Raw genomic sequence first — 19,301 nt, forward strand, 5'->3', positions numbered from 1 at the left:
GCCCGGGCCTTGCATGGAATCCCGCATCTTTGCCACAGGGGTTTTTCATGTCCAAGCGTTTTGATGCCTACGATGCCGACCGTCCGCTGATGCTGCGCTGCGCCTGCGGCGAAAACCATGCACCCGGTGAACACGGCAGTGCCGCCGCCAGCCCGCAGCAGCTCTCGCAGGACTTCATGGAAGCCAGCCTGGTGAAAGCGCTGTTCCCGGTCGACAGCGTGCGCCGCAACTTCCTGCGCGCAGTGGGCGCCAACACGGCGCGCGCGGCGATTGCCTCGGTGCTGCCGCTGGGCGCGCTGCAGGCCATGGCGCAGGAGCGCGGCCCGCTGGAAAAGAAAGACCTCAAGATAGGCTTTATCGCCATCACCTGCGCCAGCCCGCTCATCATGGCCGACCCGCTGGGCTTTTACAAAAAAGAAGGCCTCAACGTGCAGCTCAACAAGACGGCAGGCTGGGCGCTGATACGCGACAAGATGATCAACAAAGAGCATGACGCCTCGCACTTCCTGTCGCCCATGCCGCTGGCCATGACCATGGGCCTGGGCTCCAACCAGGTCAACATGAATGTCGCCAGCATCCAGAACACCAACGGCCAGGCCATCACGCTGCACGTCAAGCACAAGGCGAACCGCGACCCGAAAAACTGGAAGGGCTTCAAGTTCGCGATTCCCTTTGAGTACAGCATGCACAACTTCCTGTTGCGCTACTACCTGGCCGAGAACGGCCTGAACCCCGACACCGACGTGCAGCTGCGCGTGGTGCCGCCGCCCGAAATGGTGGCCAATCTGCGCGCCGGCAACATCGACGGCTTCCTGGGCCCCGACCCTTTCAACCAGCGCGCGGTGTACGACGAAGTCGGTTTCATCCACATCCTGTCCAAGGAAATCTGGGACGGCCACCCCTGCTGCGCCTTTGGCGTCAGCGACGAGTTCATCAAACAGAACCCCAACACCTTTGCCGCGCTGTACCGCGCGGTGCTGGGCGCCTCCTTCATGGCCAGCCAGCCCAAGGACCGCGACCTGATCGCCAAGGTGATCGCGCCCACGCAATACCTGAACCAGCCCGAGGCCGTGCTGCAGCAGGTGCTGAGCGGCAAGTTCGCCGACGGCCTGGGCAACATCCGCAATGTGCCGGACCGCGCCAACTTCGACCCCGTGCCCTGGCAGAGCATGGCCGTGTGGATGCTCACGCAGATGAAGCGCTGGGGTTATGTGAAGGGCGAGGTCAACTACAAACAGATCGCCGAGAAGGTCTTCATGCTGACCGACGCCAAGAAGCAGATGGTGCTGGCGGGCTTCAAGCCGCCCGAAGGCGCGTACAAAAAATTCAAGGTCATGGGCAAGGAGTTTGACCCGGCCAAGCCTGACGACTACGTGAAAAGCTTCGCCATCAACAAGCTCTCATGAAGTCTTTAAATTTAAAAGCGGCCCTGGTCTCGCTGCTGATCTTCCTGGCCCTGCTGGGCATCTGGTACACCGCCACACAGCCCGCGCCGGGCACGCCGGCCGCCAGCACCTCGGGCCTGAGCGCCGAGCAGATCGAATACCAGAAGATGATGGGCAAGGACCCGGGCAGCAGCAAGACCACGGGTTTCCCCACCCTGGGCCAGATGGGCACGGCGATCTGGAAGCAGGTCTCCAACCCGCTTTACGACAACGGCCCCAACGACAAGGGCATCCTGATCCAGCTGGGGCATTCGCTGGCGCGTGTGGGCCTGGGCTTTTTGCTGGCCTGCGCGGCCGCCGTGCCGCTGGGTTTTGTGATTGGCATGTCGCCGCTGCTGCGCCGCGCCCTGGACCCGTTTATCCAGGTGCTCAAGCCGATCTCGCCGCTGGCCTGGATGCCGCTGGCGCTTTACACCATCAAGGACTCGTCGATCTCGGGCATTTTTGTGATCTTTATCTGCTCGGTCTGGCCCATGCTGATCAACACCGCCTTTGGCGTGGCCTCGGTCAAGCGCGAATGGCTGAACGTCGCCAGCACGCTGGAAGTCAGCCCCCTGCGCAAGGCCTTCCAGGTCATCCTGCCTGCGGCCGCGCCCACGATATTGACCGGCATGCGCATCTCCATGGGCATTGCCTGGCTGGTCATCGTGGCGGCCGAGATGCTGGTGGGCGGCACCGGCATAGGCTATTTCGTCTGGAACGAGTGGAACAACCTCTCGCTCACCAATGTGATCTTCGCCATCCTGGTCATAGGCATCGTCGGCATGCTGCTGGACCTGGCGTTTGCGCAGCTGCAGAAGGTGGTGACTTATGTGGAGTGAGCCCACGACGCGTGCCCCGGCAGCCAACGCCCCAAAGAAAGAACACGCCATGCAGGAATTCCTCAAGGTCGAAAAGCTTGGCAAGGCCTTTAGCGCCAACCGGCCGGTGTTTGCCGATGTGTCCTTCAGCATCGGCAAGGGCGAGTTTGTCTGCATCATCGGCCACTCGGGCTGCGGCAAGACCACCATCCTCAATGTGCTGGCCGGGCTGGATAGCGCAAGCGCCGGCCACGTGTTTATGGACAAGCGCGAGATAGGCGGCCCAAGCCTGGAGCGCGGCGTGGTGTTCCAGAGCCATGCGCTCATGCCCTGGCTCACGGTGCGCAAGAACATCGCCTTTGCCGTCGTCTCGCGCTGGCCCGACTGGACGGCCGCACAGGTCAACACCCATGTCGAAAAATTTGTCGCCATGGTGGGCCTGTCGGCCGCCATCGACAAAAAACCGTCCCAGCTCTCGGGCGGCATGAAGCAGCGCGTGGGCATTGCCCGCGCCTTTGCGATCCAGCCCAAGATGCTGCTGCTCGACGAGCCCTTTGGCGCGCTCGACGCGCTGACCCGCGGCACCATACAGGACGAACTCATGGCCATCGTGCGCGAAACGCAGCAGACGGTTTTCATGATCACCCACGACGTCGACGAAGCGATTTTGCTGGCCGACCGCATCCTTCTGATGAGCAACGGCACGGACAACAACGGTGTTTACGCGCCGGGCCGCATTGCCGAAGAGGTGAGCAACCCGCTGCCCCGCGAACGCACCCGCGCCGGCCTGCACCACCTGCCCGGCTACTACGAGCTGCGCAACCATATCGTCGATTTCCTGGTCACGCGCGCCAAGGCGCATTGACCGCTCTTTTCGCTTTTTCCTTCACACCCACTTCAAACACGGAGCAAACCCATGAACCGCAACGACATCACCGAAAAAATCATTACCGTCAAAGTCAGCAAAGGCATCACCTGGGAGTCCGTCGCCAAAAAAGTCGGCCTCAGCAAGGAATGGACAACCGCCGGCTGCCTGGGCCAGATGACCTTTGACGCCAAGCAGGCGAAAGTGATTGGCAAGATTTTTGGCCTCACGGCCGAAGAACAGAAATGGCTGCAGGTTGTGCCCTACAAAGGCTCGCTGCCCACGCCCGTGCCGACCGACCCGCTGATCTACCGCTGGTATGAAATCGTGAGTGTCTACGGCACGACGATCAAGGAACTGATCCACGAGGAATTCGGCGACGGCATCATGAGCGCGATTGATTTCAGCATGGACATCGTGCGGCAACCCGACCCAAAAGGCGATCGCGTGAATGTGGTGTTGTCGGGGAAGTTTTTGCCGTACAAGACTTATTGACGACTGCGATTGTGCGGTCTAGCGCTCGATGGGGCAGGCACGCACCGGTGCACTGTCGCTACGTGTCGGTGGCGACCGACCTGTTAGGCGTCACCGGACGGCCTGCCGCCATGATCATTTCGACTTTAACTCTCGGCGAATAGCCTGTAACTCCTCCAGAACATCTGAGGCAGTAACGTCGTCCAGTCGGTTGTCGCGGTACTGAAAATATTCTCTTGCACTCTTCAACCGGCCCGATTGCTTGTTCAGCTTTGGCTCAATAATCTCAATGAGAATTCCTTCGATCTCATTGAGGGCATCTGCGTATCTAAATCCCGATACGCCCGAGTCCACGTTCTGTTGAGCGCTGAGGCTTCCGTCCGCATTGACGTCCCTAAACCCAACCCAGCTAAAGTACTGCCAGCGGTTCCAGAGTCGACCGTCCATGTGGTTCTTCATGCGTGTGAACAGGGTCGCGTTTCCGTTTCCCGCCTGCCCAACATACACGATGCGCTGACCGGAATCGTAAAGCACATACACACCAATCTGTTCTCGGAAGTCAGCGACTTTTAGCCCAGAAGCAGTGCCTTTCAGGTGACCTGCGTTGCTTCCAGCTCCACGATAGACGTGGTTCCGATCCCAAAGAAAGCCATAGTTCTTGATGATAGGCATAGATTTACTTGTGTTCGGATGAATGACCGGTGTGACACCTAACGTAACCATAACCGGCGGCTTGCGGAAAGAAGCCCGAATGGCTGGGACGCCGCGAGGCGTCCGCGTTGACAGACAAGTTAGACCTCTCCACGCATACTTTCAAATGCCTCGCTCAGTTCCTTCATCAAGTCTTCAAATGAGAACCACCGACACACACCTAGCGCTGTAGCGAAACTGACCTGAAACAGCTCTCCAAGCACTTTGCTCTCGCCCTCGGGCTGCACGACGCCCCCGACCCATCCGGGCTTACCTTCAGAGTGATTGTTCGGGCGAGTGCCCGGCTGTACATGGACATACTTCTCGCACATCTCAGAGTACCAGCCTTCGTTGACTACGGGAATCGGCCCATGCTTTTCGATGACGATTCGCACCTTGACGGGACTGAAGTCTCTCAGTCTGGTCTTCTTATCCGCGTTCAGCCATTTCTTGATGCTGTCCGATTCAAGGGCGAACATAAGGAGCAAGTTGTGTATCTCGCCCATGCTCCGAATCAACCCCAGGGCTTCGTCGTACTGGGCGAGTCTCATTAGCCCCAACGCCGAACAGGCGAGGTTGTAGCTTCTGCCCACCAGCGCCTCCAAGACATGTGGGCCGCCATTGCACCCTCGGTAGCATGTTGAAGCCTGATACAGGGCCGACAGAGCGATACTTACGATTCTCCACTGCGAGTCTTGTAAATCTCCAATCGGACGCGCTACAAGCGCGGTCTGCGCGGTCAATACGTACCTTAAGTGTTGATCGTCGAGGGGCAAATGCATAGCGAGAGAGCTAGCGTTGGAGCTAACCGGTGGGCAGTAGGGAGGCGAAGCCGGCCGATAGGACGTCCGTGTCGAACGACTTGCTAGACCACATGGGCGATCACCAGTTTTATCAGCCACTCGCCGAAGCCATTCATAAGAGTTCCCGCGACGACGAGAGTGACCTCGTGCAGCTTAAATACCCTGCGGCGCTCCTCAATGAGTTCTCCAATGCCAGATTTCGCGGATTCGTACACTGCGCCCTCAAGTGCCCGTACTTCGGCCTCCGTGGGCTCCTTGCCTTTGAGGTTCTTATACTCACCTCGCACTTCGTTCGGGTTGGCAGTTCGGAAGTCCTCGACAAATTTGAGGACGCGTTGGTGCAATTCGTCAATCTTCCGCGAAGAGGCAAGAAGTACCCCGACGACAACGACTACAGAGCCAGCGCGTCCCAACCAAGCTGGCTCATTCTTCAGACCCGCCCAAATTCCCAGCGCGGTCACGATAATGGCGCATGCGTATGCAACGGGTTCATGCCAAGTGTTCTTATTAAGGGTCCACATATTTTGCTTCTGCGTTATAACTCGGCGGCCGCGCTATAACTTGGACAAGTAATTCTCTTGAAAAAGCCGCCCGCATTGACCTTGCGAGAAAGATGGCCAAATTTATACAGGGATAAATGGGGTGGCCAAACCCGGCATCAACTGTCCAAGAATTTTAGGCCTCTATCGAATTGGGCACGTCCTCCAATCGGAGGGGGAGTGGCGTTTTAGCGCAACCCACCAAGCTCTTCCCGCTAGACACTGAAGACGCTGACTGACCCGCCCCTATTTGATGCATCACTAGAGTTTCGTCGGATCGCCAAGCGCCTTGTTAAGCCGCACCGCCTCTTTGGCGAGCCGACGCGATAAGACCGCATTGACCTCATTACCCTCGCGAAACTCTCTGGTCGCCATTTCATACTTGCCGCCGGGTTTTAGCAGCGGGTCCATTTCGCGAAGGCGTTGACCTCGCCAGAAGCCGAACAGCACGCGGCTCTCCTCGGCGCGAATCAGCAGCACGGGGCCATTCGACAAATAGACCAGGTGGCCCCATTTGATCGCTTCATCCAGCGTGCCGGCGCCCATAACGGCTGTCCGCAGCTGCTCGACCGCTGCGCGCCGCCATCCGGACAAGCCAGCAACATAAGCATCAGGATTTGAAGCGGGAGCAGTCTTCATCATCATGGCAGGTGTTGGAGTCTGTGCTTGGATCATGCACCTCTTAGATGCAAGAACAGTCCGGGGACGGCAGCTTGGCCGTCATCACTGGCACGCTGCTTTCTGGACCTGCGTTGAGCCCACGGGCATGCTCATCACCGGTACATCTTTCCTGGCAAGAAGATCTTTCAGGGTCGGATCGACGAAGAGCTGGACGCAGTCGCCGGATTTAAAGATCTGATTCACGGGCACCGACAAAGACAATGCGGATGAAACAGCTACAACGATCGTATTGACGCCACGAGTCTCGTTGCGTGCCGATGCGGATCCTGCGGCGAGAGCACCAACGGAGCCAAACAACGCCATGCCGGGAGTATTCACAACGCCCCCGAAGGCTCGGGCGGGAGGAACCTCAGAAGCGCTGGAGACAATGCCACGATATTCGATCCATCCCGGCGCCCTTGCCTGAGGCTCGACACGAGGGGGTGTGGCACATCCGACCAGGACGGTCGACAGAAATAGTGCTTTCAATGCGTTCAAAAGAATCTCCCACTAAGTATGTTTTGTACGGAAAGGTCGCGTGAGCAACAAACAACTAGCGTAATGTATGCCTCGATAGGACCCGACATGGCAATGATCGTCAGTTTTTTCCTGAGCTGAAGGCAAAATGTACATATGAACTCCCTATCCGGCATCCGCATCCTAGACCTCTCCCGCGTGCTCGCGGGCCCCTGGTGCACCCAGACTTTGGCCGACCTTGGGGCCGATGTGATCAAGATCGAGCGGCCCGGCACGGGCGACGATACGCGGACCTGGGGACCGCCCTTTTTGAAGGACGCGCAGGGCGCGGATACCGAGGCGGCCTACTACCTGGGCACCAACCGCAACAAGCGCTCGGTGACCTGCGACATTGCCCAGCCCGCGGGCCAGGCGCTGGTGCGGGAGCTGGCCGCGCATTGCGACGTGTTTGTGGAGAACTTCAAGGTGGGCGATATGGCGCGTTATGGGCTGGATTACGCCTCACTCAAGGCCATCAACCCGCGCCTCGTGTACTGCTCGGTCACCGGGTTTGGGCAGAACGGGCCTTATGCCGAGCGCGCGGGGTATGACTATGCGATCCAGGGCATGGGCGGGCTGATGAGTGTGACGGGCGAGCGCGACGACCTGGGCGGCGGGCCGCAAAAGGTGGGCGTGGCGGTGGCCGATTTGATGACGGGCATGTATGCGACGGTGGCCATACTCGCCGCGCTGCGCCATGCCGAAAAAACCGGCGAGGGCCAGCGGGTGGACATGGCACTGCTGGACACGCAGGTGGCCATGCTGGCCAACCTGGGCGCCAACTATCTGGTCAGCGGCGAGGCGCCGGGCCGGGCCGGCAATGCGCACCAGAACATCGTGCCCTACCAGGTGTTTGAGGTGGCGCCGGCGGCTGACGGAAGCAAGGACCACTTGATCCTGGCCGTGGGCAATGACTCGCAGTATGCGAAGTTCTGCGCGGTGGCCCATATCCCTGAACTCGCGACCAACCCGCTGTTTGCCACGAATCGCAACCGGGTACAGAATCGGGCCAAGCTGGTGCCCATCCTGGAAGCCGTGATGAAGACGCGCGGCAAGGCCGACTGGCTGGCCGCGCTGGAGGCCGCGAAAGTGCCTTGCGGCGCGATCAACAACCTGGCCGAGGTGTTTGCCGACCCGCAGATCGCGGCGCGCGGCATGGTGACCGAGTGGCAGCATCCGGTGAAAAACGATTTAAAGCTGGTCTCCAGCCCCATTCGCCTGAGCGCGACGCCGGTGCGTACCGATTTGCCGCCGCCCTTGCTGGGCCAGCATACCGAGCAGGTGCTGCGCGAGCTGCTGAACTATTCCGAGGCGAAACTGTCCGAACTAAAGGGCGGCAAGACGATTTGAGGCGGCAACCCCCAAGCAGGAGGTGATGCAATGAAACACAATTTTGTTCTGGTGCACGGCGCATGGCATGGCGGCTGGTGCTGGCGGCGTGTGGCGCAGGTCTTGCAGCTGGACCACCACAAGGCTTTTGCGGTGACGCTGACGGGCCTGGGCGAGCGGGCCCACCTGCTGTCGCCCGCGATCAACCTCGATACCCACATCAACGACGTGATCAACCTCATCGAGGCCGAGGAGCTGCACGAAGTGACGCTGGCCGTGCATTCCTACGCCGGGATGATAGGCACGGCGGTGGCGGATCGCCTGGGCGAACGGCTCAAGCACCTGGTGTATGTGGATGCGGTGCTGCCGCAGCCGGGCGAAAGCTGGAGCAGCACCCACGATGCGGCCACGCAGCAAAAGCGCATGGTGGCGGCGCAGGCCTCGACCTGCTTCAGCTTTCCGCCGCCCGACCCCGAGGTGTACGGCCTGGCGGGCGCCGACCACGACTGGGTGCAGCGCCGGCAAACGCCGCACCCGGGCAACACCTACCAGGCGCCGCTGGATTTTGATGTGAAACGCGTGGCGGCCGTGCCGCGCACTTTTGTGAGCTGCACCGCGCCGGCGCTGGCGACCATCACGCCCAGCCGGCTGCGCGCGCGCGACCCGCAATTCTGGGGCGGCGCCTGGCTGCCGAATTCGCGAGTGCTGGAGCTGGCCACCGGCCACGACCCCATGGTCACCGAGCCTGCGGCGCTGGCGCGCATCCTGCTGGAGTGCGCCGAATGAAGACGGTAGGCCGCCGCGGCTTCACGGCCGCGCTGGCGGGCAGCCTGGCCTGGCCGCTGCAGGCCCAGGCCAAGGACAGCGCCCTGCCCGTACCAGCCTCGCTGCCCGAGGCGGCCGGGCTGGCCGCGGCGCGCGGCGAGCCACTGGTGCTGCTGGTCACCCTGCCCGGCTGCCCTTATTGCGAGCTGGTGCGGCGCAACTACCTGCTGCCGGCACGCCAGGAAAGCGGCCTTCAGGCCTGGCAGCTCAATGTGACGGACAGCCGCACGCCGCTGACGGGTTTTGATGGCAAGCCCACGACGGCGGCCGCCTGGACCAGGGCCGCCAAGGCGACGTTTACGCCCACGGTGCTGTTTCTGGGCCCGCAGGGGCAGGCACTGGCCGAGCCGCTGGTGGGCGCGGCCATCCCGGATTTTTACGGCGCCTACCTGGACGAGCGCCTGGTGCTGGCGCGCCGGGCCGTGGTGGCGCTGCGTTAAGGCCTCACCATGACGGACGCCGAGTCGCTGCAGGCCGCCATCCACGAGGAGGTGGCGCTGCGGGCCTACGACCCGCACTGGCCCGCGATGTTTGAGGCTGAGCGGGAACGGCTGCTGGCGCTGTTTCCCGATGACTTCATCGCGATAGAGCATATGGGCAGCACGGCGGTGCCGGGGCTGGCGGCCAAGCCGGTGATAGACATCCTGGGCGGCGTGGCCTCCATGGCGGCGGCCAGGGCGCTGGTGGCGCCGCTGTGCGCGCAGGACTATACGACCTCAGCCGAATTCAACGCGACGCTGGTCGACCGCCAGTGGCTGATGCGCTGGGCCGACAGCCACCGCACCCACCACCTGCACCTGGTGGTGCACGGCGGCCCGGTGTGGGCGCAGCGCCTGCAATTTCGGGATGCGCTGCGCGCGGACGCCGCGCTGGCCTGGCACTATGCGGCGCTCAAGGCCGAGCTGGCGGCCAAATACCCGGCCGACCGCGAGGCCTATACCGAGGCCAAGGCGGAGTTTGTGCGCTCGGTGTGCGAAGGCTGAAGCCCCGCATGCGCCGCTACTATTAAGCCGCCAAATCACCCCGCTGGACCTGTACTAATGCCCCCTGGGCCCTTGGCGAACAGGGCTTAGGTGGTAAATTCAAGGCGTTCAAGCAGGAGAGCGCTGCCGCAAGGCAGCCACCGAAGGCGCAAACTTCCATAATCGCTCAGGTCCCGTACTGCCCGGAAACACACAGCCGTCTGGAGAGACGCCGCATGCAAGGTGCGGCGCACCGAAGGAGCAAAGCCCCAAGCGTAAGCCGCGGCTGAATCTCTCAGGTAACAAGGACAGTGGAAGCGGCCGCAAGCACCTGATGGCTTGGCGGTTGCCATGATTCTTTTTTTGATTCAAGCACCCCCAAGCCATGGCGCTTGCGCAACTGCCATTTCTGCTTGAGAAGGAATCACCATGAAAGTCATGGTTTTGGGTGCGGGTGTCACGGGGGTCACGACGGCCTGGTATCTGGCGCAGCGCGGACACGAAGTCACGGTCATCGAACGGCGCGGCGCGGCCGCGATGGAAACCAGTTTTGCCAACGGCGGGCAGATTTCCGTCAGCCATGCGGAGCCCTGGGCCAACCCGGGCGCGCCGCTCAAGGTGTTGCAGTGGCTGGCGCGCGAGGACGCGCCGTTGCTATTCCGGCTGCGCGCCGATGTGAACCAGTGGCTGTGGGGCCTGGAGTTTCTGCGCAACTGCACGCCGGCGCGCACCGCGCAAAACATCCGGCAGATCGTGAACCTGGGCATGTACAGCCGCGGTGCGCTGCAAAAACTGCGAGCCGAACTGGGCCTGCAGTACGACGCGAAGACCCAGGGAATCCTGCATTTCTACACCAGCCAGGCCGAATACGACGCCGCGCAAGAACCGGCGCGCATCATGCGTGAGCACGGCTGCGAGCTGGACATGAAAACCGCCGAAGAGTGTGTGGCCATAGAGCCCGCGCTGGCCCAGTGCCGCGGCAGCATCGTGGGCGGCAGCATGACGCCCAGCGACGAGTCGGGCGACGCCCAGGCCTTTACCGCCGCGCTGGCCGCGCGCTGCGAGCAGGCAGGCGTCAAGTTTCTCTACAACACCACCATCCTTGACGTGCAGGCCAGCGGCGGGCAACTCGATGGTGTGCAGGTCGCCAGGGGCAGCGGCGAGGCGGGCGGGCGCATTGAAACGCTCAAGGCCGACGCCTATGTGATGTGCCTGGGCGCCTTCAGCGCGCCCTGGGCCAAAAAACTGGGGCAAAGCCTGCGCATCTACCCGGCCAAGGGTTATTCGGTGACGCTGCCGGTGATCAACGAGGCGGCCTCTTACCAGGTGAGCCTGACGGACGACGAGTACAAGCTGGTGTTCTCGCGCCTGGGCAATCGCCTGCGCATTGCGGGCACGGCGGAACTCAACGGCTACAACACCGAGCTGAACCTGGTGCGCTGCCAGGCCATCGTCCGCCGCGTGAAGCAGCTCTTCCCGGAGATGACGGACGGCGAAGGCGCGCAGTTCTGGACCGGCCTGCGCCCGGCCACACCGAGCAACGTGCCTTACATCGGCAAAAGCAAAACGTCCAATCTGTTCCTCAACACGGGCCATGGCACGCTGGGCTGGACGCATGCCTGCGGCTCGGGCGCGGCGATTGCCGACATCGTGAGCGGGCGCGTGCCGGAAGTCGATTTTGCGTTTACCGGCATGCCGGGGCGGGAGCGCAGCATGCTATTGCCGGGCATGGCGAAAGCCTGAGGGCGGGCGCCTGTGCAGCATGGGGGCGGACACGGTAATATCGCCCTCCGTTCACCAGCCCCCATGCCGCCATGACATCAGCCACGAACATGCCGCCCGACGGCCTCCCCATTTACCGTTTGCTCACCGGCCCGGATGACGCAAGTTTTTGCCATCGCGTGAGCGAAGCCCTGGCTTTGGGTTACACGCTTTACGGCTCGCCGGCGGCGACCTTTAACGGCGAGCGCGTCATCGTGGCGCAGGCGCTGCTCTGGCCGTCGGCACACAGGGGCGCTCAATGAGCGTTCCCGCGCCGCTGAACCCGGCAACCCTGCAGGCCATGGCGGATTTCCCGCGCCAGCTGGAGCTGTTTTACGCGGCCATTCCCGAAAGCCACCGCAACTGGACACCGCAGTCCTGGGACGGCATCCCGAGCGAGACCTTCTCGGCACTGGGCCAGGTCTGCCATGTGCGGGACATTGAGATCGATGGCTACCATGTGCGCATACAGCGCACGCTGGCGGAGACAAACCCGCTGCTGGCATCGCTGGACGGGTATGCGCTGGAGCGCGAACGCGGCTACGCAACAGCCGACGCGCGGGAAGCCCTGGCGGCTTTTCGCGTGGCGCGCGCCAAGACCCTGGAGCTTCTCGCGGGCCTCACGCCAGAGGCGCTGGAGCGCACGGCGGAGTTCGAGGGCTACGGCGCGCTGAGCTTGCGCAGCCTGGTGCACTACCTGTGCAGCCACGACCAGCAGCACCTGGCCGGACTGCAGTGGCTGCTCGGCAAGATCGATGCGTCGCGCGCCACGACCGCCGGCCGCGATTTGTAACGCCGACTTATCAGAAAAGGCGCTTGGCGCGCTACCTTGGCGCCCTCTTCTTTCGACAAAAAAACCACGGATCACCCCGGGGTATTCCCGCTGCTTGTCGCTTTTGCGTCCGCCTTTTTGTAAGTAAAAGTTGGTTTGGCCGCACACTGGGTGCACGGCCCTGCGGCCGTGCTTGCCGTGGGATGCGGTTCATCAATGACTAGGGGCGATCAACATGATGGTTTTATTGCGTAATGTGGCGGTGCTGTCGGGTGCGGCGCTGGCTCTGGCTTCTGCCGTGGCACAAACCGAAACCCCGCCCTCGAAAAAAACCAAGGCCACGGCCGCGCCGGCGGTGGAAAAATTCACCGGCCCGCGCGAAAAACTGGTGGTGGCCATGCCCAAGACCTACGGCAAGACCGAGACCATGGCCTTGTGGGGCGACTACTTCAGCCACCTGTCGCGCTGCGCCAATGTGGAGCTGCAAAATGCCCAGGGCGATTCCCTGGAGCGCACCAGCAACGTCGACATCCTGGGCGAAAAAGAGCTGATCGAGGCTCTTTCGACCGGCAAGGCCCAGATCGGGCAGGTGAACCCGGGGCTGGCCGCGCAGATGGTGACGGCCGGGCAGGCCCCGCCCTTCGCGGTGCCAGGCAACAAGGCCACCGGCCTGCGCAATTCCTACAAGCTGATCCTGATCACGCGCGTCGACAGCCCCTACCGGGAACCCAAGGACCTGATCGGCAAAAAGATCGCCCACACCACGCCGACCTCCAACTCGGGCAACCTGGCGCCGCGCGCGCTGTTCCCGGCCCTGGGCCTGACGCCGGACAAGGACTACGAAGTGGTGTTCTCCAACGGGCATGAGCGCTCGGTGACGGGCGTGATGCACGGCTTCTTTCCGGCAGCGGCCGTGGCCAGCGATTTGTACCAGCGCATGGTCGTCAAGGGCGACGTCAAGGGATCGAGCATACGCACGATCTGGGAGAGCCCCCCCTTCATGACGGAAACCTGGACCATGAACAAGGACGTGTCGCCCGAGCTGCAGGCCAGGGTCAAGAAATGCTCGTTCAACTACAGCTTCTCGCCCACGCTGAAGAAGCAGCTGCCCGGCAACGACACCTTCCTGCCGATCAACTTCGACCGCGACTTCGCGACGGTGATGCAGGTCTACCGCTCAAGCCAGAAGAAGTAACACCCCCGTCCAGGCTCACTGCGTGTAGCCTGTTCCCCCCTCAAGGGGGCGGCGCCTGGGGCCGGCGAAGCCGGACCCTCGGCCCCCACTGGCGGACTGTGCCCATTGAATACACCCTGAATCTGCAACCCAGCAGGGGCCGCGGGACTGGCTTTGCCAGACCGCAGGCGCCGCCCCCTGGAAGGGGGGAAGGCGCTACACGAAGTGAGCGTCCGACGGGGGTGAGCTAAACACTCAACGGCGGATGCACCGTCCCCCACAGGCTTTCGTCGAGCACACGCTGCAGGGTGCGCAGCAGCTGGTCGTTGGAGGTGTGGGCTTTCACCAGCACGGCCTCCACGCGGTCGCTGTCCAGGGCCACCGCGTCGCTCGCGGAGAACACCACCACTGGCGGCGCCGGGTTCAGGTCCTCTATGGTGTCCAGCAATTCCCAGCCCGAGCCGTCCTTGAGCGTGAGGTCCAGCAGCACCAGGTCGTAGTGGTGTTTGCCCAGCTGTTCGCGCGCTTCGCGCAGGCTGGCGGCGAACTCGAAGGTGGCGAAGTCCTGGGCGATGGTGGCGGCGATGCGCTGGATGTCCAGGTCGTCCTCGACATGCAGGATGCGCGGCCTGCCTTCGGCCATGTTGGCGATGGCGCGTTGCAGGCTGAGGATCAGCTTGTTTTCGTCGATGGGCTTTTCCAGCCAGGTCGACACCGCCAACGGCTGGTTGTTGAATTCAAGCTCGCCGGCTTCGGCGTTGGCCGACACCACGACGATGGGCAGTTCGCGCGTGCGCTCTTCCAGGCGCAGCTTGCGGATCAGGCTGATGCCGTCCAGGTCGGGCAGGCCCAGGTCGACCGTCATGGCGGCATAGGGCCGTTTCACCACCTGCTCCATGGCCTGCGCGGCGCGGTAGACCATGTCCGAGTCGAACCCGCCCTTGTCGAGCATCAGCTTGATCAGGTGGGCGATGTCGGGGTCGTCCTCGCAGACCAGGATCAAGGGCCTGGGCGGTGCGCCGGTCTTGGTTTTGGTCTCATCGACGCTGGCCTCTTCCACCGGCAGGGCCACCGCTTCGGGCAGCTCGAAATAAAACACCGTTCCCACGCCGGTCTGCGAGGTAAAGCCCACGCTGCCGCCCATGCGCTCCACGATGGCTCGCGAGATGTTCAGGCCCAGGCCGGTGCCGCCTTTTTGCCGGGTGTCGGAGGTGTCGGCCTGCGAGAACTTCTGGAAGATGCGCTTGCGGAATTCCTCGGGAATGCCGGGGCCGCTGTCGGCGACCTCGACCCGGACCCGCCTGTTGCTGCACAGCAGCCTGATATAGACAAAGGAATCCGCCGGTGAGAACTTCACGGCGTTGGAGATCAGGTTGGTGGCGGCCTGGGTCAGCCGGTCACTGTCGACGCTGACCCTGACCCCTTCAGCCTGGATATCCAGCGCCAGCTTGACCTTGTGTTGGTCCGCGAAGCCTTCATTGGCCACCAGGACCTGGGCCAGCAGCGGCGCCAGTTCCGTGACCTGCATGTCAAAGCGCATCTTGCCGGATTCGATTTTTTCGCTGTCGAGGATGTCGTTGATCAGCCGGATGAGCCGCTCGCAGTTGCTGGTGGCGATGCCGACCAGATTCTTGGCCATGGGCGGCAGCTCCCCGGCGACGCCGCCGACGATCAGGCCCAGCGAACCGCGTATGGAGGTCAGCGGCGTGCGCAGCTCGTGGCTGACGGTGGAGACGAACTCGCTCTTCATGCGGTCGACGCGCTTGAGCGCGGTCACGTCGGTGCCCAGCGAATAAAAGCCCAGCACCTTGCCCTCGTCCTCGCCCTCGCCATAGCGCGGGAAGTACTGCATGACGTAGTCGTGCAGCTGGCCGTCGGCGGCTTCCTGGATGCGGTCGTACTCCGCCGCGTAGCCCGCCAGGGCCTCCTGGATCTTGCCGCGCTCTTTCTCGTAGAGCTCATGCCCCATCATCTGGCGCATGGTCTTGCCGTGGATCTGCTCGCGCTTCAGGCCAAAGCGTTCTTCATACGCCAGGTTGTGGAACTGGAATCGCTGGTCGGCATCGATATAGGCAATCAGGGCCGGCACCGTGTCCGTGATCAGGTGCAGCTGGGTTTCGCTGGCATGCAGCGCGAGGGTGCGCTCCCGCACGCGCTGCTCCAGGGTTTCATTGGCGCCCTGGAGTTCTTCGTTGACGCGACGTATGGTCGAGTGGCTGCGCAGGAGGTCGATCGCGGCGTACAGCAGCAGCGCCACCAGCACCGCCGAGAAAATCAGCAGGTAACGGCCGTAGCGCTCGCCCTCCGCGCCGGCTTGCTGCTGCTCGACCGTCAAGGTGTCGTTGGCGTCATCAAGCAGCTTTCCGGTCGGCGCCGCGGAGATACCGGCGAGGAGCTCATTGACGGTTTTCTGTTCGCGCAAAATGGCCTGGACATGCGCACGAAAGATATCCAGCCTGTCGCGTATGCCCGGCGGTGCAAGGCGCAGCGTGCCATCCAGCCGGCCCAGCTCGTCGTGTATTTCGGCGCCCTTCTCGCCGGTCGGGCTCTGGCTGTACAGCATGCTCGCAAGCAGCAGCCTGCTCACGCCGGCCGAAATCAGCTGGAACGCCGGCTGCGCGGCGCCGCGGCCGGTCCCGAGCGACTGCTGGACGTCCTCCGCCGCGGTGGGGAGAAAGGCCAGCGAATTGCGCAGCACCGAGTTGTGTGACTTGAACTGCTCGATCAGCTGGGCCTTGTCCTGGATGGCGCGTTGCAGCGCCGCGAGCTTGTCCGCCTGCGCGGCCGCATCGTGGTGATGTTCGTCCGTGTCCGACTGCATTTGTTCCATGAGCCGGGCCATCTCGCTCTGGTTGTCCGCCAACGCGTCGTAATGCGTTGTGATGCCTATCCTGGACTTCAGCACGTCCAGTTCCCATTGCGCATCGAGCTGCTTGAGGTGGCGCAGCACAGCGATGTCCTCGAAATAATGCGACTCGTCGAAGCTCTGGGTCTTGGCGTACAGAAACACCAGGATGGACAGCAGCACGGCGGTGACCGCCGCCATGGGCATCCAGGCCAGTCGATTCGTTTTTTTCACGGTTTGGGGTCCAGTTCGCCGGTGAGTGTGTTGAGGAAGCGGATGATGGCCTCCTTGTCTTCCTTGGAAGCGACGCGGCCGAGCTGGTAGCGGAACATGATGTCGACGGCCTCGTCCAGGGTTTTTGCCGAGGCGTCGTGGAAATAGGGTGCGGTGAGCGCGATGTTGCGCAGACTGGGAACCTTGAAGACGTGCTTGTCGCTTTCCACCTTGGTGACGAGGTAGCGGCCGAGGTCGGCTTCCGTCGGGTTGCCGCGTTTGGCGAAGTAGTCGCCCATGACGCCGAACTTCTGGAACATATTGCCGCCGACGTTCACGCCCTGGTGGCAGGCGACGCAGCCATACTGCTTGAACTTCGCATAGCCGGCTTTCTCCGCGGCCGTGATCGCGTTGGCGTCGCCGCGCAGGTATTTGTCAAAACGCGAGTTGGGCGTGATCAAGGTGCGCTCGAAAGTGGCGATGGCGTTCTGGATGTTCGCCTTGGTGACGCCGTCCTTGTAGGAGGCGGCGAACGCGGCCTTGTACCTGGGGTCCTGCGAGACCTTCTGGACCACCTCCTCCCATTTCGAGCCCATCTCGACCGGGTTCTGCATGACGTGGTCGGCCTGCGCTTCGAGCGACTCGGCACGGCCGTTCCAGAATTGCTTGAAGTTGAGCGCGGCATTGAGCACGGTCGGGGCGTTGACGCTGGTGAGGCCGCCATGCAGGCCCACCGAGCGGTCGCGCCCATCGCCGCCGCCCTTGCTGATGTCGTGGCAGCTGGCGCAGGAGATGCGGCCGTTGCCGGACAGGCGGGTATCACGAAACAGCTGGCGCCCGATGTCCGCGCGGGCCGGGTCCTGTTTGAGCGTCAGGGGAACCGGTTGTATCGGTTCGTCGAGCAGGGGCGCGGCGATGGCGGTGGGAGCTGTCCACACAGCCGCAGCCGCCAGAAGCAGTGCCGCAAAACGCGCTGCGGCCGAGTGCACGCCGGCCCTCCCAGGCCGCACGCAGTGCCTGCTCCCGCGGACGTACGCCAACACCGACTTTGTTATTTGCACGGCTGCTGTCCTCCTGATCGTTAACTGCAACCAGTCTCAATCAGAGCACGTTTATCCGCCGTGCCGCAAGGGCATTTCCCGTGTGGGCACATTTACCAACACTATGTAAGGAAATGCTTCGCCTCCTCCAGATAGAGGATGAGGCGCAGCACCGGCGCGCTCAGTCCTTCGCCACGCCTAGCCCCCAAGTTCGTTAGAACTTTTTATTTCATTGACCCGAAGACCTTCTTGAGGATCGCGCTGCCGGTGCCCACCGGGTCCTGGCGGATCTTCTTTTCTTCCTCGCCGATGATGAGGTAGAGGCCGTCCAGGGACTTGCCGGTGACATATTGCTGGATGTTGGCGTCTTCTTTTTTGACCAGGCCGAAACCGGCGGCCTTGCCGGCGAACTCGTTGTACTTGTTGGCCAGCCCGACCTTTTCGGTGGCCTTGGTGACCACGGGCAGGAATTTGACGCCCAGCGGCGCGCGCGTCTTTTCCGCGAAAAAGGTGGTGACCGAGGTTTCGCCGCCGGTCAGGATGTTCTTGGCATCGGTCACGCTCATGGTGCGTACCGCATTGACCAGCAGGTCCTTGCCCATGGGCACGGCCGCTTCGGCGGCGCGGTTGATGGAGGTGACCAGCTCGTCGATGCGCTTGCCCTGGCCGAAGTTTTTCAGCAGTTTCGACGCGTCTTCAAGGTAACCGGGCAAAGGAATGCGAACTTTTGGGTTTCCGAGGAATCCATCCGTCTTGCCCAGCAGGGCGACGGCCGCGATGGCGCCCTTTTCAAGGGCGGTTTTGAGGCCGGCGCTGGCGTCTGCGTTGCTGATGCCGGACAGGTCGCCCAGCGACAGTGCCTGGGCCTGGTGGTAAGTGGCCAATATCAGTGCGCCCAACGCGCTGACGCCGGCTTGGTTAAAATTGCGACGTTGCATGATGAGGTCTCCCATGAAATTGACATCCAGCTGGACAGTATGCCGCATGGCGCTGGCCGGTATTTTGGCACTGGCGGCTTTCGCCAGCCTGCCCGGATGCAGCGGCGCGCAGGCCGCACCCGAGTCGACCTTCGTGCTGCTGGACGGCAGCAAGAAAACCACGGCCGACCTCAAGGGCAAGGTCACCCTCGTTAACTTCTGGGCCACCAGCTGCGTGACCTGCGTGGCCGAGATGCCCAAGGTGATTTCCACCTACAACAAATACCAGAGCCAGGGCTACGACACCCTGGCCGTGGCCATGAGCTACGACCCGCCCAGCTATGTCGTGAATTACACCGAAACGCGCAAGCTGCCCTTCAAGGTGGCGATCGACAACACCGGCGCGGTCGCCAAGGCCTGGGGCGACGTGCAGCTCACGCCGACCACTTACCTGGTGAACAAGCGCGGCGAGATCGTCAAGCAGTATGTGGGCGAGCCGGATTTTGCGGCGCTGCACCAGTTGATTGAAAAGCTGCTCGCCGAGACCTGACGCGATTGGATTTCGCAACAAAAAAGCCGGTTCAAACGAACCGGCTTTTTTATTGCTCTTTCGAGCATGGGCCGCGGAACTGGCTTTGCCAGGCCGCAGGCGCAGCCCCCTGCAAGGGGGG

General features: G+C 62.5%; 21 protein-coding genes and 1 riboswitch. Of the genes, 13 read left to right on the plus strand and 8 right to left on the minus strand.

From position 1 onward, the window contains the following. Nucleotides 1–47: 47 nt before the first annotated feature. The 4 genes from AC1DUN_RS09985 to cynS are packed head-to-tail and all read left to right on the plus strand — an operon-like array spanning nucleotide 48 to nucleotide 3,605. Nucleotides 48–1,406 (plus strand): CmpA/NrtA family ABC transporter substrate-binding protein, encoded by a 1,359-nt coding sequence (locus AC1DUN_RS09985; protein ID WP_477713821.1) that lies wholly within the window; start codon nucleotides 48–50, stop codon nucleotides 1,404–1,406. Continuing rightward, nucleotides 1,403–2,266: a nitrate ABC transporter permease gene (gene ntrB, locus AC1DUN_RS09990; protein WP_477713822.1), complete on the plus strand. Its 864-nt coding sequence runs from the start codon at nucleotides 1,403–1,405 to the stop codon at nucleotides 2,264–2,266. The genes AC1DUN_RS09985 and ntrB overlap by 4 nt, the downstream gene beginning before the upstream one ends. A 49-nt stretch (nucleotides 2,267–2,315) precedes the next feature. Continuing rightward, entirely contained in the window at nucleotides 2,316–3,110 is a 795-nt protein-coding gene (locus AC1DUN_RS09995; RefSeq protein WP_477713823.1) for an ABC transporter ATP-binding protein, read from the plus strand. 51 nt (nucleotides 3,111–3,161) lie between these two features. Then, nucleotides 3,162–3,605, plus strand: coding sequence for a cyanase (gene cynS, locus AC1DUN_RS10000; protein WP_122954467.1), 444 nt, complete (start codon nucleotides 3,162–3,164; stop codon nucleotides 3,603–3,605). Nucleotides 3,606–3,719: 114 nt separating this feature from the next. Here cynS and AC1DUN_RS10005 read toward each other — a convergent pair whose 3' ends face one another. The 5 genes from AC1DUN_RS10005 to AC1DUN_RS10025 form a co-directional block, all read right to left on the minus strand. Beyond that, nucleotides 3,720–4,256: a GIY-YIG nuclease family protein gene (locus AC1DUN_RS10005; protein WP_477713824.1), complete on the minus strand. Its 537-nt coding sequence runs from the start codon at nucleotides 4,254–4,256 to the stop codon at nucleotides 3,720–3,722. Nucleotides 4,257–4,375: 119 nt separating this feature from the next. Then, entirely contained in the window at nucleotides 4,376–4,867 is a 492-nt protein-coding gene (locus AC1DUN_RS10010) for a hypothetical protein (protein ID WP_477713825.1), read from the minus strand. Nucleotides 4,868–5,139: 272 nt separating this feature from the next. Beyond that, entirely contained in the window at nucleotides 5,140–5,598 is a 459-nt protein-coding gene (locus AC1DUN_RS10015) for a hypothetical protein (RefSeq protein WP_477713826.1), read from the minus strand. Nucleotides 5,599–5,877: 279 nt separating this feature from the next. Beyond that, nucleotides 5,878–6,291, minus strand: a complete 414-nt coding sequence (locus AC1DUN_RS10020; protein ID WP_477713827.1) for a DUF1801 domain-containing protein — start codon at nucleotides 6,289–6,291, stop codon at nucleotides 5,878–5,880. Between the two features lie 48 nt (nucleotides 6,292–6,339). Then, nucleotides 6,340–6,774, minus strand: coding sequence for a hypothetical protein (locus tag AC1DUN_RS10025; RefSeq protein WP_477713828.1), 435 nt, complete (start codon nucleotides 6,772–6,774; stop codon nucleotides 6,340–6,342). A gap of 135 nt (nucleotides 6,775–6,909) precedes the next feature. Here AC1DUN_RS10025 and AC1DUN_RS10030 point away from each other — a divergent pair, with 135 nt between their 5' ends. The 8 genes from AC1DUN_RS10030 to phnD all read left to right on the plus strand — a co-directional run bounded on the left by AC1DUN_RS10030 (nucleotide 6,910) and on the right by phnD (nucleotide 13,636). After that, nucleotides 6,910–8,142 carry a CaiB/BaiF CoA transferase family protein gene (locus AC1DUN_RS10030; protein ID WP_477713829.1) on the plus strand — a complete coding sequence of 411 codons (1,233 nt, stop codon included), beginning with the start codon at nucleotides 6,910–6,912 and terminating at the stop codon, nucleotides 8,140–8,142. A 30-nt stretch (nucleotides 8,143–8,172) separates the two neighbouring features. Next, a complete protein-coding gene (locus AC1DUN_RS10035) occupies nucleotides 8,173–8,907 on the plus strand; it encodes an alpha/beta fold hydrolase (RefSeq protein WP_477713830.1) in 735 nt (244 codons plus the stop codon). Beyond that, nucleotides 8,904–9,386: a thioredoxin domain-containing protein gene (locus tag AC1DUN_RS10040; RefSeq protein WP_477713831.1), complete on the plus strand. Its 483-nt coding sequence runs from the start codon at nucleotides 8,904–8,906 to the stop codon at nucleotides 9,384–9,386. Before AC1DUN_RS10035 ends, AC1DUN_RS10040 begins: the two co-directional genes overlap by 4 nt. 9 nt (nucleotides 9,387–9,395) lie before the next feature. Further along, entirely contained in the window at nucleotides 9,396–9,929 is a 534-nt protein-coding gene (locus AC1DUN_RS10045) for a GrpB family protein (RefSeq protein WP_477713832.1), read from the plus strand. 190 nt (nucleotides 9,930–10,119) lie between these two features. Beyond that, nucleotides 10,120–10,229, plus strand: a riboswitch (glycine riboswitch). A gap of 108 nt (nucleotides 10,230–10,337) precedes the next feature. Next, nucleotides 10,338–11,651 (plus strand): D-amino acid dehydrogenase, encoded by a 1,314-nt coding sequence (locus AC1DUN_RS10050; RefSeq protein ID WP_477713833.1) that lies wholly within the window; start codon nucleotides 10,338–10,340, stop codon nucleotides 11,649–11,651. 71 nt (nucleotides 11,652–11,722) lie between these two features. Further along, nucleotides 11,723–11,932: a DUF1737 domain-containing protein gene (locus AC1DUN_RS10055; protein WP_477713834.1), complete on the plus strand. Its 210-nt coding sequence runs from the start codon at nucleotides 11,723–11,725 to the stop codon at nucleotides 11,930–11,932. Nucleotides 11,933–11,946: 14 nt separating this feature from the next. Continuing rightward, nucleotides 11,947–12,462 (plus strand): DinB family protein, encoded by a 516-nt coding sequence (locus AC1DUN_RS10060; RefSeq protein WP_477714090.1) that lies wholly within the window; start codon nucleotides 11,947–11,949, stop codon nucleotides 12,460–12,462. 214 nt (nucleotides 12,463–12,676) lie between these two features. Next, entirely contained in the window at nucleotides 12,677–13,636 is a 960-nt protein-coding gene (phnD, locus tag AC1DUN_RS10065; RefSeq protein WP_477713835.1) for a phosphate/phosphite/phosphonate ABC transporter substrate-binding protein, read from the plus strand. A gap of 226 nt (nucleotides 13,637–13,862) precedes the next feature. Here the strand turns inward: phnD and AC1DUN_RS10070 are convergent, their stop codons facing one another. The 3 genes from AC1DUN_RS10070 to AC1DUN_RS10080 all read right to left on the minus strand — a co-directional run bounded on the left by AC1DUN_RS10070 (nucleotide 13,863) and on the right by AC1DUN_RS10080 (nucleotide 18,651). After that, the gene (locus AC1DUN_RS10070) at nucleotides 13,863–16,694 is read right to left on the minus strand and encodes a DAHL domain-containing protein (protein WP_477713836.1); all 2,832 of its coding nucleotides are present in this window, start codon (nucleotides 16,692–16,694) and stop codon (nucleotides 13,863–13,865) included. Next, nucleotides 16,691–17,662, minus strand: a complete 972-nt coding sequence (locus tag AC1DUN_RS10075; RefSeq protein WP_477713837.1) for a cytochrome-c peroxidase — start codon at nucleotides 17,660–17,662, stop codon at nucleotides 16,691–16,693. Before AC1DUN_RS10075 ends, AC1DUN_RS10070 begins: the two co-directional genes overlap by 4 nt. Nucleotides 17,663–17,937: 275 nt before the next feature. Further along, on the minus strand, nucleotides 17,938–18,651 hold the full coding sequence (locus AC1DUN_RS10080) for a DUF4197 domain-containing protein (protein ID WP_477713838.1): 714 nt from the start codon (nucleotides 18,649–18,651) through the stop codon (nucleotides 17,938–17,940). 13 nt (nucleotides 18,652–18,664) lie between these two features. Here AC1DUN_RS10080 and AC1DUN_RS10085 point away from each other — a divergent pair, with 13 nt between their 5' ends. Continuing rightward, nucleotides 18,665–19,180 carry a TlpA disulfide reductase family protein gene (locus tag AC1DUN_RS10085; protein WP_477713839.1) on the plus strand — a complete coding sequence of 172 codons (516 nt, stop codon included), beginning with the start codon at nucleotides 18,665–18,667 and terminating at the stop codon, nucleotides 19,178–19,180. Nucleotides 19,181–19,301 lie beyond the last annotated feature (121 nt).

This window comes from Polaromonas sp. P4_F6, from assembly GCF_056401275.1.

Excerpts from the sequence above, each read along its gene's own strand:
- AC1DUN_RS10030 (WP_477713829.1), top strand. The coding sequence starts at position 6,910 with ATGAACTCCCTATCCGGCATCCGCATCCTAGACCTCTCCCGCGTGCTC.
- AC1DUN_RS09995 (WP_477713823.1), top strand. The coding sequence starts at position 2,316 with ATGCAGGAATTCCTCAAGGTCGAAAAGCTTGGCAAGGCCTTTAGCGCC.
- AC1DUN_RS10055 (WP_477713834.1), top strand. The coding sequence starts at position 11,723 with ATGACATCAGCCACGAACATGCCGCCCGACGGCCTCCCCATTTACCGT.
- cynS (WP_122954467.1), top strand. The coding sequence starts at position 3,162 with ATGAACCGCAACGACATCACCGAAAAAATCATTACCGTCAAAGTCAGC.
- AC1DUN_RS10085 (WP_477713839.1), top strand. The coding sequence starts at position 18,665 with ATGAAATTGACATCCAGCTGGACAGTATGCCGCATGGCGCTGGCCGGT.
- AC1DUN_RS10080 (WP_477713838.1), bottom strand. The coding sequence starts at position 18,651 with ATGCAACGTCGCAATTTTAACCAAGCCGGCGTCAGCGCGTTGGGCGCA.
- ntrB (WP_477713822.1), top strand. The coding sequence starts at position 1,403 with ATGAAGTCTTTAAATTTAAAAGCGGCCCTGGTCTCGCTGCTGATCTTC.
- AC1DUN_RS10050 (WP_477713833.1), top strand. The coding sequence starts at position 10,338 with ATGAAAGTCATGGTTTTGGGTGCGGGTGTCACGGGGGTCACGACGGCC.
- AC1DUN_RS10015 (WP_477713826.1), bottom strand. The coding sequence starts at position 5,598 with ATGTGGACCCTTAATAAGAACACTTGGCATGAACCCGTTGCATACGCA.
- AC1DUN_RS09985 (WP_477713821.1), top strand. The coding sequence starts at position 48 with ATGTCCAAGCGTTTTGATGCCTACGATGCCGACCGTCCGCTGATGCTG.
- AC1DUN_RS10005 (WP_477713824.1), bottom strand. The coding sequence starts at position 4,256 with ATGCCTATCATCAAGAACTATGGCTTTCTTTGGGATCGGAACCACGTC.
- AC1DUN_RS10040 (WP_477713831.1), top strand. The coding sequence starts at position 8,904 with ATGAAGACGGTAGGCCGCCGCGGCTTCACGGCCGCGCTGGCGGGCAGC.
- phnD (WP_477713835.1), top strand. The coding sequence starts at position 12,677 with ATGATGGTTTTATTGCGTAATGTGGCGGTGCTGTCGGGTGCGGCGCTG.
- AC1DUN_RS10045 (WP_477713832.1), top strand. The coding sequence starts at position 9,396 with ATGACGGACGCCGAGTCGCTGCAGGCCGCCATCCACGAGGAGGTGGCG.
- AC1DUN_RS10020 (WP_477713827.1), bottom strand. The coding sequence starts at position 6,291 with ATGATCCAAGCACAGACTCCAACACCTGCCATGATGATGAAGACTGCT.
- AC1DUN_RS10035 (WP_477713830.1), top strand. The coding sequence starts at position 8,173 with ATGAAACACAATTTTGTTCTGGTGCACGGCGCATGGCATGGCGGCTGG.